Origin of the sequence: Thermomicrobium roseum DSM 5159, from assembly GCF_000021685.1 — a bacterium.
Taxonomy (GTDB): Bacteria; Chloroflexota; Chloroflexia; order Thermomicrobiales; family Thermomicrobiaceae; genus Thermomicrobium; species Thermomicrobium roseum.
In genome coordinates, this window is sequence record NC_011959.1 from 1,108,534 (window position 1) to 1,122,376 (window position 13,843).

At 62.5% G+C, this 13,843-nt stretch carries 12 protein-coding genes; 5 read left to right on the plus strand and 7 right to left on the minus strand.

Annotated features, from left to right (window positions below; all coding sequences use genetic code 11):
- Positions 1-7: 7 nt before the first annotated feature.
- Positions 8-1,030, minus strand: a complete 1,023-nt coding sequence (gene hemB, locus TRD_RS05220) for a porphobilinogen synthase (protein ID WP_015922077.1) — start codon at positions 1,028-1,030, stop codon at positions 8-10.
- On the minus strand, positions 1,027-2,709 hold the full coding sequence (gene hemC, locus TRD_RS13575) for a hydroxymethylbilane synthase (RefSeq protein WP_015922078.1): 1,683 nt from the start codon (positions 2,707-2,709) through the stop codon (positions 1,027-1,029). Before hemC ends, hemB begins: the two co-directional genes overlap by 4 nt.
- Before the next feature lie 202 nt (positions 2,710-2,911).
- On the opposite strand from hemC, the gene TRD_RS05230 reads away from it, so the two are divergent.
- Positions 2,912-4,087, plus strand: a complete 1,176-nt coding sequence (locus TRD_RS05230; protein ID WP_015922079.1) for an NAD(P)/FAD-dependent oxidoreductase — start codon at positions 2,912-2,914, stop codon at positions 4,085-4,087.
- 13 nt (positions 4,088-4,100) lie between these two features.
- Here the strand turns inward: TRD_RS05230 and folE are convergent, their stop codons facing one another.
- The 3 genes from folE to TRD_RS05245 form a co-directional block, all read right to left on the minus strand.
- Positions 4,101-4,754, minus strand: coding sequence for a GTP cyclohydrolase I FolE (gene folE / locus TRD_RS05235; protein WP_226980678.1), 654 nt, complete (start codon positions 4,752-4,754; stop codon positions 4,101-4,103).
- 616 nt (positions 4,755-5,370) lie between these two features.
- Positions 5,371-6,234 (minus strand): CDP-alcohol phosphatidyltransferase family protein, encoded by an 864-nt coding sequence (locus TRD_RS05240; RefSeq protein WP_015922081.1) that lies wholly within the window; start codon positions 6,232-6,234, stop codon positions 5,371-5,373.
- Positions 6,224-7,009 carry an HpcH/HpaI aldolase family protein gene (locus TRD_RS05245; protein WP_015922082.1) on the minus strand — a complete coding sequence of 262 codons (786 nt, stop codon included), beginning with the start codon at positions 7,007-7,009 and terminating at the stop codon, positions 6,224-6,226. Before TRD_RS05245 ends, TRD_RS05240 begins: the two co-directional genes overlap by 11 nt.
- A 328-nt stretch (positions 7,010-7,337) precedes the next feature.
- On the opposite strand from TRD_RS05245, the gene TRD_RS05255 reads away from it, so the two are divergent.
- The 4 genes from TRD_RS05255 (at position 7,338) to TRD_RS05270 (ending at position 11,697) form a co-directional block, all read left to right on the plus strand.
- On the plus strand, positions 7,338-8,918 hold the full coding sequence (locus TRD_RS05255) for a DEAD/DEAH box helicase (protein WP_041436668.1): 1,581 nt from the start codon (positions 7,338-7,340) through the stop codon (positions 8,916-8,918).
- A 228-nt stretch (positions 8,919-9,146) separates the two neighbouring features.
- Positions 9,147-9,893 (plus strand): YebC/PmpR family DNA-binding transcriptional regulator, encoded by a 747-nt coding sequence (locus TRD_RS05260; protein ID WP_015922085.1) that lies wholly within the window; start codon positions 9,147-9,149, stop codon positions 9,891-9,893.
- Positions 9,894-10,069: 176 nt separating this feature from the next.
- Complete coding sequence (locus TRD_RS05265; protein WP_015922086.1) at positions 10,070-10,564, plus strand: DUF421 domain-containing protein; 495 nt, start codon at positions 10,070-10,072, stop codon at positions 10,562-10,564.
- Complete coding sequence (locus tag TRD_RS05270) at positions 10,561-11,697, plus strand: aminotransferase class V-fold PLP-dependent enzyme (RefSeq protein WP_015922087.1); 1,137 nt, start codon at positions 10,561-10,563, stop codon at positions 11,695-11,697. The genes TRD_RS05265 and TRD_RS05270 overlap by 4 nt, the downstream gene beginning before the upstream one ends.
- Positions 11,698-11,811: 114 nt before the next feature.
- Here TRD_RS05270 and TRD_RS05275 read toward each other — a convergent pair whose 3' ends face one another.
- Both TRD_RS05275 and TRD_RS05280 read right to left on the minus strand, forming a co-directional pair.
- A complete protein-coding gene (locus TRD_RS05275) occupies positions 11,812-12,906 on the minus strand; it encodes an ABC transporter ATP-binding protein (protein WP_015922088.1) in 1,095 nt (364 codons plus the stop codon).
- Between the two features lie 90 nt (positions 12,907-12,996).
- On the minus strand, positions 12,997-13,842 hold the full coding sequence (locus TRD_RS05280; protein WP_015922089.1) for a carbohydrate ABC transporter permease: 846 nt from the start codon (positions 13,840-13,842) through the stop codon (positions 12,997-12,999).
- Between the last annotated feature and the right edge of the window lies 1 nt (position 13,843).

Here is a 13,843-nt window from a genome sequence, read left to right on the forward strand (position 1 = left end):
CCCTTTCTCAGCCGAGGAGAGCCTGCTCGAGTGCAGTTCCGATCCGTCCGCTCCGCAGCCAGCGCGCCACATCCTTCGCGTGATAGGTAATGATCATCTGCGCACCGGCTCGACGGATCCCCGTCAACAGTTCGAGAACCACTCGCTGCTCGTCGATCCAACCGTTGCGGGCAGCCGCCTTGACCATCGCATACTCACCGCTCACGTTGTAGGCTGCGATCGGTACCTCGAACCGTTCACGCGCCGCGGCGATCACATCCAGGTAGGCAAGAGCTGGTTTGACGATGATCGCGTCCGCCCCCTCTTCGATGTCGGTCTCGATTTCGCGCAGGGCCTCCCGCCGGTTGCCGGGGTCCATCTGGTGGGAACGGCGATCGCCGAACGCCGGGGCCGACTCCGCCGCCTCACGAAACGGTCCATAAAAGGCCGATGCGTACTTGGCCGCATAGGAGAGAATCGGAACTTCGATGAAGCCGGCCCGATCGAGGGCTTCACGGATAGCGAGGACTCGTCCGTCCATCATATCGGACGGAGCCACCATGTCGGCTCCCGCCTCGGCATGCGAGACCGCGGTCCGTGCCAAAAGTTCCAGTGTGGGATCGTTCACGATCCGTCCATCACGCACGATCCCACAGTGCCCGTGTGAGGTGTATTCGCAATTACAGACATCGGTGATCACCACGAGATCGGGCGCGCGCTTTTTCAGTTCCCTGACTGTGCGCTGCACGATGCCATCCGGATCGTAGGCTTCACTAGCCAGTTCATCCTTCTGAGCAGGAATACCGAAGACGAGAACCGCACCGATACCGAGTTCCAGTAACTCTTCGACTTCTGCCCCCAGCTGATCGACACTCAACTGGTAAACGCCCGGCATCGACCCCACTTCACGCCGGACGCCTCGACCATGAACGACGAACAAGGGATAAATGAAGTCCTCCACGTTCAAACGCGTCTCGCGGACCAGACGACGGAGTCCCTCCGTCTGTCGCAGCCGACGCAACCGGCGAAACCGCCCTCGCTCGATGCTCACCCCCTGCTCCTTTCCGCTCGCACCACCGCTTCGATCAACCCCTCAGCCGTGTAGGTATCGGCAACGACATCGACGCGTAATCCGAGCTCTCGAGCGGTCCCGGCCGTGACCGGACCGATCGCGGCGATACGAATGCGATCGGACAATCGTTTGATGTCACCGAGTGCGGCAGCCAGCGCACGCGCGGTTGAACTCGCAGTCAAGAAGATCCAGTCGATGGTCCCTGCCTCGAGAGCCGCCTGTATCGCCTCGTCGAGTGGAAGCAGCTCCGTCCGATAGGCCGGAACAACGACGACCGTGGCCCCGGCTTCTTCGAGCCGCCGTGGCAGGATCTCGCGTGCTTCTGCCGCACGCGCGACCAGAACGCGCGCCCCTGCCACGCCGCGCGCGATCAGCTGTGCAGCAACTGCCTCGGCGATGAATTTGTCAGGGACGATGTCTGGCTCCAGCTCGTATTCGCGCAACGCACGAGCAGTCGCCGGACCGATGGCGGCGAGTCGTTTCTCGCGAAGCAGCTCCGATCCACCGCCGAGAAGCCGCAACCGCTCGAGCGTCGCTCGTACCCCGTTCGCGCTGGTGAAGACGACCCAATCGAAACGCGCCAGATCTGCCAGCGCAGCGTCCAAAGGGCCCCAATCCTCAGGCGGCAGGATGCGGATGAGCGGATGGATGACTGCCTCAGCCCCGAGAGCACGAAGTCGCTCGACGAGAAACGTTTCTTGCCCAGCCGGGCGTACCAAAAGAACGCGGCGGCCCCGGAGAGGATCGGTTGTTCGCTGGGAAACATGGGGCTTTTCCCGAGTGGCCAGGGTGAGCCCGAGTTCCCGCGCACGCTCGATCGCTTCCTCGCGAGGCCAATCCAGGCACTGACTGATGAAACGACCATCGGGGAGAAGGACAGCGATGCGAAAACGCAATCGATTCCCTGCGATTGTCGCGTAGGCACCGAGCGGCACGGAACAGCCGGATCCGAAGGCTGCGAGGAACGCTCGTTCGACCGCAACCGCTTCGTGGACCAACGGCTCGTCGAGTCGGCTGAGAAGCTCGAGTCGCCCATCGCTTTCACGCGCGACGACTGCCAAAGCTCCCTGCCCCGGTGCTGGAACGAACTCGTCCGGATCCAGATACTCGGCCACGAGATCAGCCTGCGAGAGTCTTCGCAGACCGGCAGCTCCGAGCACCAGGGCATCGACAATCCCTTCACGCAGTTTGCGTAAGCGAGTGTCCACATTGCCCCGAATATCGACGACGATGAGATCAGGCCGTGCTCGTTGGAGCAGTGCTTGCCGTCGCCGCGAACTCGTGCCTACTCGCGCCCCCGCCGGCAACTCCCCGAGCTTCCGTGGTGGCGAGGTAACCAGCACATCGCGAGCATCCTCTCGAGCCAAAACCGCGACGAGAACCAGGCCAGGAGGAAGCTGAGTGGGGAGGTCTTTGGCACTGTGAACGGCGAGATCGATCGTGCCCGCAAGGAGCGCTTCGTGCAGTTCCTTCGCGAACACGCCGCTTCCGCCGAGAACAGTGAGCGAGGTTGCTCGATCGCGATCACCCGTCGTCACGATGGGGACGACCGTCACTGAACACTCCGGAACGAGGCGACGGAGCCGCTCGACGACCTCCTCGGTCTGGGCGAGGGCCAGCGTGCTCCCCCGCGATCCGATCCGAATCCGCGCTGCCATCCGATCCGCCCCCGCCTACAACCCGAACCGAGTCAGCCATTTCCTATAAAATCTGATCGAATCTGCTCACTCAATGTCATCGCGGCGATTCTACTCACGAGACTCTTCGACTGCAAGCCATCGGATGACGCTCGTGCCCCGACCTCCAGCCCCCAGGTACAATGCTCGAGAGCGAGGGACGATCCGGCGGAGGAGAGAGGCGATGAGCCATACGGTGCTGATCATCGGTGCTGGTCCTGGCGGCGTCGCTGCCGCTCGTGCCGTTCGGCAGTATTTGGAAGCCGAGGATCGCGTGATCGTCATCGACCGACAGGACGAGCAACGGCTCGGGGTGACGTTGCTGTCCATCATGCGCGGCTGGCATGAACCAGAAGACGTGACCATTAAACCCTCGCGCGTCCTCGCCGGCGTCGCCGAGTTCGTGCCTGCTGAGGCGACGCGTATCGATCCGGTGAACCGACGCGTGGAGACGACCACCGGAACACTCGAGTACGATGCCTTGATCGTGGCGACCGGCGCTGAGCTCGTCCCGGAAACGGTACCGGGTCTGGTTACGGCGCTGGAGAATGGGTCAGCCGGACACTGCTGGTCGCTACCCGCGGCACTCCACCTCCGCGAGCGCTTGCGCTGCCTCGCGGGAGGTCGCGTTCTGATCGTGGTGACGAGGCTTCCCTACAAGTGTCCACCAGCTCCCTACGAAGCTGCTCTTCTCGTTCGCGACCTCGCTGTGGAGCGCGGGATCGGTAACTCGGTCGAGGTGACGGTGGTCACACCGGAGCAGTCGCCGCTCGCGGTGGCTGGTCCAGAGATCGGGCGAGAACTCGTCGCTCTCCTGAACCAGCAGGGAATCACCGTGCTCACCGGTGAACAGCTGGTTGCCGTGGATGGTCGGCACCGCGAAGCCCAGTTCGCCTCTGGCCGGCGCGAACTCTTCGATCTCCTCATCGCTGTCCCGCCCCATCGGGCTCCGACTTTTGTGCAGGAAGCCGGCCTCGCTGAGGTTGACTGGGTACCTGCCGACTTGCGGAGCATGCGCACCCGGTTCGAAGGAATCTGGGCCATCGGCGATGTTGCGGCAGTGCGGATTCGGGACACGCTCCTGGTTCCCAAGGCGGCGGTTTTCGCCCAGCAGCAAGCGGAAGTGGCTGCACGCGATCTAGCGCGGTGGCTCGGTCGAACAGCACCCGAACCGGAGCTCCAGGCCTATGGGCGCTGTTGGTTCCTGGCTGGACGCGGCGTGGCGGGTGCGATCGAGGGCGATTTTCTCGCCGAGCCCCGGCCCAAAGTCACCTTCCAGTCACCGAGTACCGATGGCTTTGCCCTGATGCAACAGGAACTCGCCGCCTGGCTCGCCCAAGATCCGGCACGGCGCCATTGAATCGTGGTTGGACTCAGGAACTCGTGGAGAGGAGACGGTAAAACTCCTCGCGGGCCGCTGCCGATTCTCGGAAGACTCCGAGCATGGCGCTGGTCGTGGTGCGCGCGTGCTGCTTCTCGACACCGCGCATCATCATGCAGAGATGAATGCCATCGGCCACGACCGCGACACCTTGGGGATCGAGCAGCTCGGCAATCGCTTCCGCGATTTGGTTTGTCAAACGTTCCTGGACTTGTAAGCGACGCGCATAGAGATCGACGATGCGGGCGAACTTACTCAACCCGAGAATGCGGCCGCGTGGCAGATACCCGATGTGAACATGACCGAAGAACGGGAGGAGATGGTGCTCGCACATCGAGTAAAACTCGATCCCCTTGACGACGACCATGGTATCCTGCTCCACATGAAAGATCGCGCCATTGACGATCTCGTGGAGATTCTGGCGGTAGCCCCGGGTCAGGAATGCCCATGCCTCCGCGACGCGCTGCGGTGTCCGCACCAATCCCTCCCGGTGCGGATCCTCGCCGATGATTTCCAACCACTGGGCAACCAACGAGCGCAGACGCTCCAGATCGCAGGTCGTCGTGAACTCGAGGCCCGTATCCTCGAGGTGGACGAGTTCTTCATGATGGTGCATTGCCGCCTCGCTTACCAAATCATTGCTCATCCAACGCCGTTCCGTTCATGCTCGAATACATCTTCTGCCCGGAGCAGCGCGCGATAGAGGATACCGCACGGCCGGCAACCGAGCAAGCGCTAGCACAACACGGGTTCGATCATAGCGATCACCGAGATAGGTGCCGCGCGATCGGCGGGGGGTAGCGACCGAGGTAGAACGGTAGGGACTGGACAGAGGCGTGAGCGGCAGAAGCCGCTTGGTCAATTGCAGCTCGGTTCGATCGAGCGCCGCGACGGACCAGTGCAGCGACTTGCCACACCGAGGTTTCATGGTTGGTGGGCGAGCGTTGCAGTCGCTTGCTCGTTCCGAATGGCCACCACAGCGTGGAGACGAAGCCGGACCCGACGACCCGATCTATCGAGCAATGTCAGACGCTGAGGCCCGCTTGCATGAACCCGGAAGGCCAATCCATCGATCGGGCCCTCGAAACGGCCCCTCATTGCACCAGCGCCGACGCAGGTTTCGCACCAGATCGCAAGTCCCGCACCCTCCGTCACGGAGTCACCACTCGCAGCCCCGGGGCAAGAACGGACCGTCAGCGCAGCACCTTGCCGGCTCTCCACAGCCCTTGCCCGGAAAGCGCCCGCTGAGGTTCTCACTCCTGTTAGACAATCCCCTCGCGTCTACCGCTCACCTGACGCCGGACGGCGGACCAGCGCCAGATCGTCAGGAGAAGAGGAATCAAGAGCTGACTCAGGACGAACGTTGGGTAAGAATCGAGACGCCGTCGCCACGCGAAGATGCCGAGCCACAAATATTGCGTCGAACGACCCAAGTTCGCTGCCACCGTGACCACGATCGGATGCCACCAGGAGCGTCTGACGCGCTCTTCACGGGCATGGTGTCCGACGGACAGCCACAAGCCCAGTTCTTCCAGCCAGCGAATCATCGCGTCCTGGGGTGCGAAGACGAGCCGGTAGACAGCGCGAGCGAGCTGGACCGCCCGACGATCCGGATCGCGCACTGCGGCTCGCAAGACTTCACCCCTCGCTACCCGGTACAAGTACTCGAGATTGAAATCCCAGCTCAGAAGGCCAGTAAAGGCCGATAGTGCAGCCAATGACGCTCGCCAGCCTCGTGTACGGTATCCGATCGCTGCGAAAAGAGCTGTATTGACCAGCGTATCGAGTTCGGTATCGAGATATCGGCCCAGTTCGCTCTCCTGCTGCCGCAAGCGAGCCAGTTGACCATCGGCATTGTCGAGAACGGTTACCACCTGGAGGAGTACTGCCGCCGCTCGCTCCCAGCCACGAGCCAGGCACCCAGCTGCCAGGAGACCGAGTCCGGTATGAGCAATGACGACCTGCTCTGGTTTGACTCGCGTTGGCAACAGGGCACAGGCCACGATGAATCCGAGCGGCCGGAAGATCACCAAATTGATGTACTCTACACCCGGCCGCGCCTTCAGACTCGCCTGGAACGCCTTGAGCAGTGCTTGCCGGTTCTGCGCGAGTCCCTTATTCCCCATATCCTCGTCCGACCTGTGCAGTCAGACCGAGCTGTTCGACGCCACGCAGCGCTCCTTGCACGAGGAAGCCGATATCGCTACCGGCCGTGACGAATCGGAAACCCTGCTGCGCTCGGTACAAGGCGTCTTCGACACTATAGGCAGCGTAACCCGCGATTTTGCCCGTATTCCGACAAGCTTCCAGCACGCGTTCGATCGCGCGCTCCTGCCGCTCGTCACCAGCCGCCCGACGCGGGTCGATTCCGAGAGACAGAGCAAGATCGCCGGGCCCGATCCAGCAACCGTCGATACCGGGAACCGAGAGAATCGCCTCGGCATTCTCCACTGCCTGGGCACTTTCGATTTGCACACCAACGAAGAGCTCCTCGTCGATCCATTCTGGATAATCAGCTCCATAGACCCGAGCACGTCCCCATCCCCACGAACGCATACCGCGCGGCGGAAAGCGGCAAGCGTCGGCAACCGCTCGCGCATCCTCTCGGGTGTGGACCAGCGGAACGATGATGCCGAGCACCCCGTCGTCCAGTAAGCGCCCGATCAGTGTGTAATCGTTGCGTGCGACCCGAGCCATAGGCACCGCGCGCCCGCAGGAAAGCGCCATCAGCGTGGCGATAACCGTATCCGGGCCGAAGGTGCCATGCTGCGTATCGATCAAGATGAAGTCGATCCCGCAATTAGCCAGTGCCTCTGCGACGAGCGGTGCGCCGAGCTGCAGCGTATAGCCGAAGGCCGGCTGGCCAGCCAACATCTTCCGCTTGGCGTGGTTCTCCCGCATACTTATGCCCCCCGTCATCATTGCTTTCCCGTCTCACCATACCCGAGCAGTCGAATCCCGTGAAGTTCCACGAGCGGTTTCTCCGCGCTCGACAAACATTCCGATCCATCGTCAGCAGGGACGCACGTCGATCGGACCAGGATCACGGGTGCCTGACGATCCGAGCTTTCGGCTGCACGAGCGCAGGCACGCCAAAGCATGGACTGGCGTCGTGGACCACGGCAGGATGGTATAGTTGATATGTTGCACCTCGGTCGAACCCCGCGGTCGCACCGATGAACGATTCGATTTCAGAGGAGTACTCGTGAACAACTCGACCCTGACAGTGATGAACCCGAGCGGATTCGCCGCACTCGGGCTTTCGCCCGCCTTGCTCGCTGCCCTCCGTGATGTCGGTTTCGAGCAACCGATGCCGGTCCAGACGGAAGCGATCCCCGTTCTCTTGAGTGGGCGCGATGCTATCGTCCAAGCCCACACGGGAACAGGCAAAACCGCAGCATTCGCCTTGCCGATTCTTCAGGGATTGGTCCCTTACGGGCATGGTCCGCAAGCGCTCGTTCTCACTCCGACGCGCGAACTCGCGATCCAAGTGGCCGAAGCGATCCATCGTCTCGGCCGCTATCTCGATGCCCGCGTCCTGGCACTCTACGGTGGTCAGCCGATCGAGCGGCAGCTGCGTGCCCTCCGGCACCCGGTCGACGTCATCGTCGGCACTCCGGGCCGCATCATGGACCACTTGCGCCGCGAGACGTTGCGACTGGATCAGGTCCGCGTCGTCATCTTGGACGAAGCCGATGAAATGCTGGACATGGGCTTCATCGAGGACGTCGAGTGGATCCTCGAGCATGTACCGCGCGAGCGGCAAACCGCCCTCTTCTCGGCCACGATCCCGCCCCGGATCCGCCAGCTGACGCAGCGTTATCTGCGAGCACCGGTGACCATCGCCATCCACCCCGAACGGGTGACTGTCCCCTCCATCGCGCAGACGGTGTACGAGGTGGCAGCGCATGCCAAGCTCGAGGCGCTGAGTCGGATTCTCGATTACGAGGCACCGACCTCCGCGATCATCTTCGTGCGCACCAAGAGCGGCGCCGATGAACTGGCCCATAAACTGCAGTCGCTCGGCTACGCTGCCGAGGCGATCCACGGCGACCTCAGCCAGGCCATGCGCGATCGCGCCATGCAGCGCTTCCGCGCTGGACAAGTCGACCTGCTGATCGCCACCGACGTCGCGGCACGTGGATTGGACATTCCGGCGGTCAGTCATGTCATCAACTTCGATATCCCCAGCGATCCGGAATCCTACGTGCACCGGATCGGTCGCACTGGACGTGCTGGGGCAACGGGCACCGCGATCACGTTGATCGAACCGCGGGAACGCTGGCTCTTGCGCACGATCGAACGAGCGATCGGGCAGCGACTCATCCCGAAGCGCATCCCGACCCGCGAGGAGATTGCGCGTCGCCAACGCGAGCTTCTCGGCGCATCGCTCTCGGAAGTGATCGAGCAGCGCGATCTCGAACTCGGGCGTAGGATCGTCGATCAGCTGCTCCCGGATCACGATGCGGTCGATATCGCGGCAGCCGCTGTTCTGCTTCTCCTGGAAGCTCGGAACGTCAGCCCGGAACGGGCCGGCGACCTGACGGAGATCGAGCGAGCCGAGCCAGGTATGGTCCGCCTGCGACTCGAACTCGGACGACGCGACGGTATTCGCCCGAGCGATATCGTGGGTGCCATCGCCAATGAGGCCGGCATACCCGGTAAGGAAATCGGGCAGATCGAGATCGCCGACCGGTACACGCTCGTCGACGTGCCGCAGCGCGCAGCCGACCGCGTGGTCGCTGCGCTCAGCCGCACGCGCCTGCGCGGCCGGGCGGTCGTCGTCCGCCGACTCGACAGCACCCGATAACGTCTCACCTTGCCCGATCCGGCTGCTCCTTGGCACACTTTTTAAGGAACGCCGGCTCTTCGCGGTCGGTCGAACACGCTAACGTGACTGGCCCGCGAGCACTCGACCTGGTGCCCCGTGCTCTCCCAAACGATGAGCAAACCATGACCGGTATCGCGGGGTACCGCTGATCGGACTGCCGTCGTCATCCACGACGGTCAAAGATGTTGACGGAGGAAGGTGAGATCCATGGCTGGCCACTCCAAGTGGGCCCAGATCAAACGACAGAAGCAGGCCGCCGACTTCCGCAAGGGACAGATCTTCAGCAAGCTGGCTCGCGAGATCCATGTCGCAGTGCGCGAAGGCGGTCCGAACCCGGAGACGAACGTGCGGCTGCGCATGGCGATCGAGCGCGCGCGGCGCGAGGGTATGCCGAAGGACACCATCGAAAACGCGATCGCCAAGGCGAGCGGTGCGGCTGGCGGAGCGGCTGAATACGAGACGATCGTCTACGAAGGGTACGGGCCGGGCGGCGTCGCCATCATGGCTATCGCCTTGACGGACAACCGCAACCGGACAGCCTCGGTGGTTCGACACATTTTCTCCAAGTACGGTGGTTCGCTCGGCGAGACCGGCTCGGTAGCCTGGCAGTTCGAAACCGTTGGGCAGATCGTCGTCGCCACTGACGGTCATGATCCAGAGGAGATCGCACTCGCTGCGATCGACGCAGGCGCTCGCGATTTCGAGGTGGAAGACGATTCGGTCATCATCACGACCGATCCCGACCAGCTGAGCGACGTGGCGGAGAAGTTAGAGGCAGCCGGCTACCAGATCCGCCAGGCTGACATCCAACGCATCCCGACCACGACGGTCGAGCTCGAGGGCGGTCAGGCTCAGAGCGCCCTCAAGCTGCTCGAAGCGCTCGAGGACTTGGACGACGTGCAGGAGGTCTACACCAACGCGAGTTTTCCTGCCGAAGTGCGCAGCGCCGTGTAATCATCGCTGTCCCACGGGGTCGAATCGTGCAACAGCGCTCGGTGCCTGCACCGAGCGCTGTTCGTCTCTCGAAAGAGAAAGACGCCTCGTTATCAGCCGATCTGCTAGGATGCCTCAGCTGGCAACGCACGAAGGAGTTCTTGTGCTCGGTTTTCGCTTCGACGGGAGTTGATCACATGTGGAAGCTGACCATACCAGTCTGGGAACTCATCCTGCGTGGTCTGGCGATCTACTTACTCTTCATCCTCGCGCTGCGACTCTTCGGTAAACGGCAACTCGGTCAGTTCACGGTTTTCGATCTCGCCTTGTTGCTCCTTACGGCTAATTCGCTCCAGCCCGCTATGACGGGGACGGACTCCTCGCTGCTCGGCGGGATCATTCTGAGCGGCACCCTCTTCATCGGCAATTGGTCGCTCGGTTGGGCCTCGTTGCGTTTTCCCCCGCTGAAACGGCTGCTCCAGCCACCGCCGAGCATTCTCGCCCGCGATGGACGATGGGATCGGCGAGCACTGCGCCGCGAGTGGATCGATCTCGAGAAAGCAGAAGCGGCCCTGCGTCACGCTGGTCTTGAGGACATCTCGCAAGCCGCACTCGTCGTCCTCGAAGCTGACGGTACGATCTCTGTCATACCGAAGCAGAGTGCGGTACGAAGTCAGGAGAGGACCCCATGAGCTGGTACGAGCGACTCGGTGTCCGGCGTGTCATCAACGCCGATGCCCGTCTGACGCGGCTCGGCGGTTCCATCATGCCGCCCGAAGTCATCGCCGCGATGGCGGAGGCTGCACAATGGTATGTCGATCTCGTCGAGCTCCAGCGGGCGGTTGGGCGACGATTGGCCGACCTGACGAGGAACGAAGCAGCCTACGTCACTGCCGGCGCGGCGGCAGGGTTGACGCTGGCGACGCTGGCCTGCGTGACTGGTCCGGATCCGGCGAGTATTGCGCGCCTTCGCGCTCAGTTCCCGGACCTCGAAGGTTACAAGGATCAGGTCGTCATCCAGGCCGCTCACCGGATCCCGTACGACCCGGCGATTCGGCTCGCTGGAGTCCAGCTGGTTCAGATCGGGAACGCACTGGCCACCGATCCATGGGAACTGGAATCAGCGCTCAGCGAGCGCACCGCAGCAGTGGTGTACGTCGCCGGAGCGCACTTGGCACGCGGCGCTCCCCCGCTGGAGGAGGTCGTGGCAGTCGCTCATGCACACGACGTCCCGGTCATCGTCGATGCTGCGGCCCAGCTTCCACCAGCTGAGAACCTCTGGCGCTTCACGCGCGATCTGGGAGCCGATCTCGCGATTTTCAGTGGTGGCAAGGACTTGGCTGGACCGCAATCGACCGGCTTGATCGTCGGCCGTGCCGACCTGATCGAGGCGATCGCCCTCCACGGTCCCCCATACCAGCAACTCGGCCGCCCCTTCAAGGTGAGCCGCGAAGAGCTGATCGGTCTCCTCGTGGCGGTGGAGCGATACCTCACTCTCGACCATGAAGCACGCGTGCGCGCCTGTGAGGACACGGTAGCTGCCTGGATCGCAGACTTCAGTAGGATACCTGGCGTCCGCGCGACGCGTGCGTTCCCGAACGAAGCCGGGCAGCCGTTGCCTCGGCTCGTTCTGGAGATCGATCCATCCTGCTGCGGCATGACCGCCCGCGAGTTGCGCGATCGCCTGTGGGAGGGAGACCCCCGGATCGCGGTCGCCTTGCACGACGAGCATCGGATTTCGCTGACAGCCGAAACGTTGGAGCCCGGCGAGGCCGAGGTCGTCGCGGAGCGCATTCGCACCATTCTCCGCACGACCCAACATTGAGGCCCGTGCCTCGGAGAACCGGTTCGCCTGCTCGAGAGTCAGTCGGATTCCGCGAACGGACGCGCGCCTCGTTGCTGCGGCGCGCGTCCGTCCCAGTTCTGTCTGGCGCTGCGATCAGAAGAGCGCGAGTTCCGTCTGCGGATCGAAGGCGTGCAGGTGCTCGACCTTCACCGTGACCGCGGCGAGTTCACCGACCGAGAAGTGCACATGTGGATCAGCCTTGGCGATGATCGTTCCGGCCGGGCCCCGCAAGTGCACGAGTGTCTCCGAACCGAGCGGCTCCACGATCTCCACCGGAAGACGCAACTGGCGATCGACGCTCACCTGCCCCGGCTGAACGATGAGATCCTCCGGTCGGATGCCGACGAGCACTTCGCGGTTGCTGTACTCAGCGAGCCGGTTGCGCTGCTCTGGTGCCGCTTCCAGCGTGACATCGCCCGCTACCAACCGGACCGTCCCATCACCAACGACGACGCGGGCCGGGAAGATGTTCATCGCCGGACTACCGATGAACGTCGCGACGAACAGGTTCGCGGGGTGATCGTAGAGGTTTTCCGGTGTGTCCAGCTGCTGGAGCACACCTTGATTCATCACCGCGATACGGTGACCCATGGTCATTGCCTCGACCTGGTCGTGCGTCACGTAGATCGTCGTGACCCCGAGGCGGCGCTGCAGCTTGATCAGCTCGCCGCGTGTCTGGACGCGAAGCTTGGCATCCAGATTGGAAAGCGGCTCGTCCATCAAGAACACCTGTGGTTCGCGAACGATGGCACGACCGAGCGCGACGCGCTGCCGTTGACCACCGGAAAGCTGGCGGGGCTTGCGATTGAGAAGATCCTGAATGCCGAGCATCTCGGCGACTTCTTTCACCCGCCGATCGATCTCCTGCTTGGGCACCTTACGGAGCTTGAGACCGAAGGCCATGTTCTCGTACACCGTCATATGCGGATAGAGTGCGTAATTTTGAAAAACCATCGCGATATCGCGGTCCTTCGGAGGCACATGCGTGACGACGCGGTCACCGATGATGATGTCGCCGCTCGTCACCTCTTCCAGACCAGCCAGACAGCGCAACGCTGTCGTCTTCCCACACCCCGAGGGACCGACGAGGACGAGAAACTCCCCATCCTTGACCTCGAGGGTGAGATCGTTGACAGCAATGACACCGTCGAACCGCTTCGTCACGTGATCATAGATGACTTGGGCCATCTGCACCCTCCGTCATGCAGAACCGGTCACACTCGCGCCGAAGATCGCCCCGCCATTAGTATACGGAAAGCCTGTGCGCGATCCAGCTGCTCATCCTTTCACTGCACCAGCCGTCAGACCAGAAACGTACTGATCGACGAAGAACATGTAGGCGATGGCAACCGGCACGGAACCGAGCATGGCGGCTGCCATGAGCGGACCCCACTGGAAGACATCGGCCCGGATGAGGTCGCTCACCGTCCCGACCGGAATCGTCTTCATCTCGCCCGAACCCATGAAGACGAGGGCGTAGAGGAACTCGTTCCATGACAAGGTAAAGGAAAAGATACCAGCAGAGAGCACTCCGGGGAGAGCCAGCGGCAAGATGATCCGCCACATAGCCTGGAACCGGCTCGCCCCGTCGATCATCGCGCACTCTTCCAACTCGCGCGGGATCGTGCGGAAGTACCCCATCAAGAGCCAGGAGGCGAAAGGAATGAGGAACGTCGGGTACGTCAGGATCAATGCCCAGTACGTGTTGTAAAGCCCGAAGCGGGCGACGACCTGACTCAAGGGGATGAAAAGGAGGGTCGGCGGAATCAAGTAGGCGAGGAAGATCGCAGTACCGGCCAGATTGCCGCCCCGGAAGCGAAAGCGACCGAGCGCGTAACCCATCAAGATGCTGCTCGTCAGCGAGAGAAACGTCGAACCGAATGTCACCACTGCGGTATTCCACGCCCAACGCGGAAAATCGGTATTCGTCAAAAGATAGCGGTAATGGTCGAGCGTCGCCTGTGTCAAGAAGAGCGGATTGATCTTCATGTTGAGCAAAAGTGAATTCGGCTTGAGCGAGATAATGAACATCCAGTAGAAGGGGAACAGGAGAAAAATCGTGAAGAGAGCAAGTGGCAGATAGAGAAAGAGGAGCCGACTGCTCAGCCGATTGCTCCCGACCACT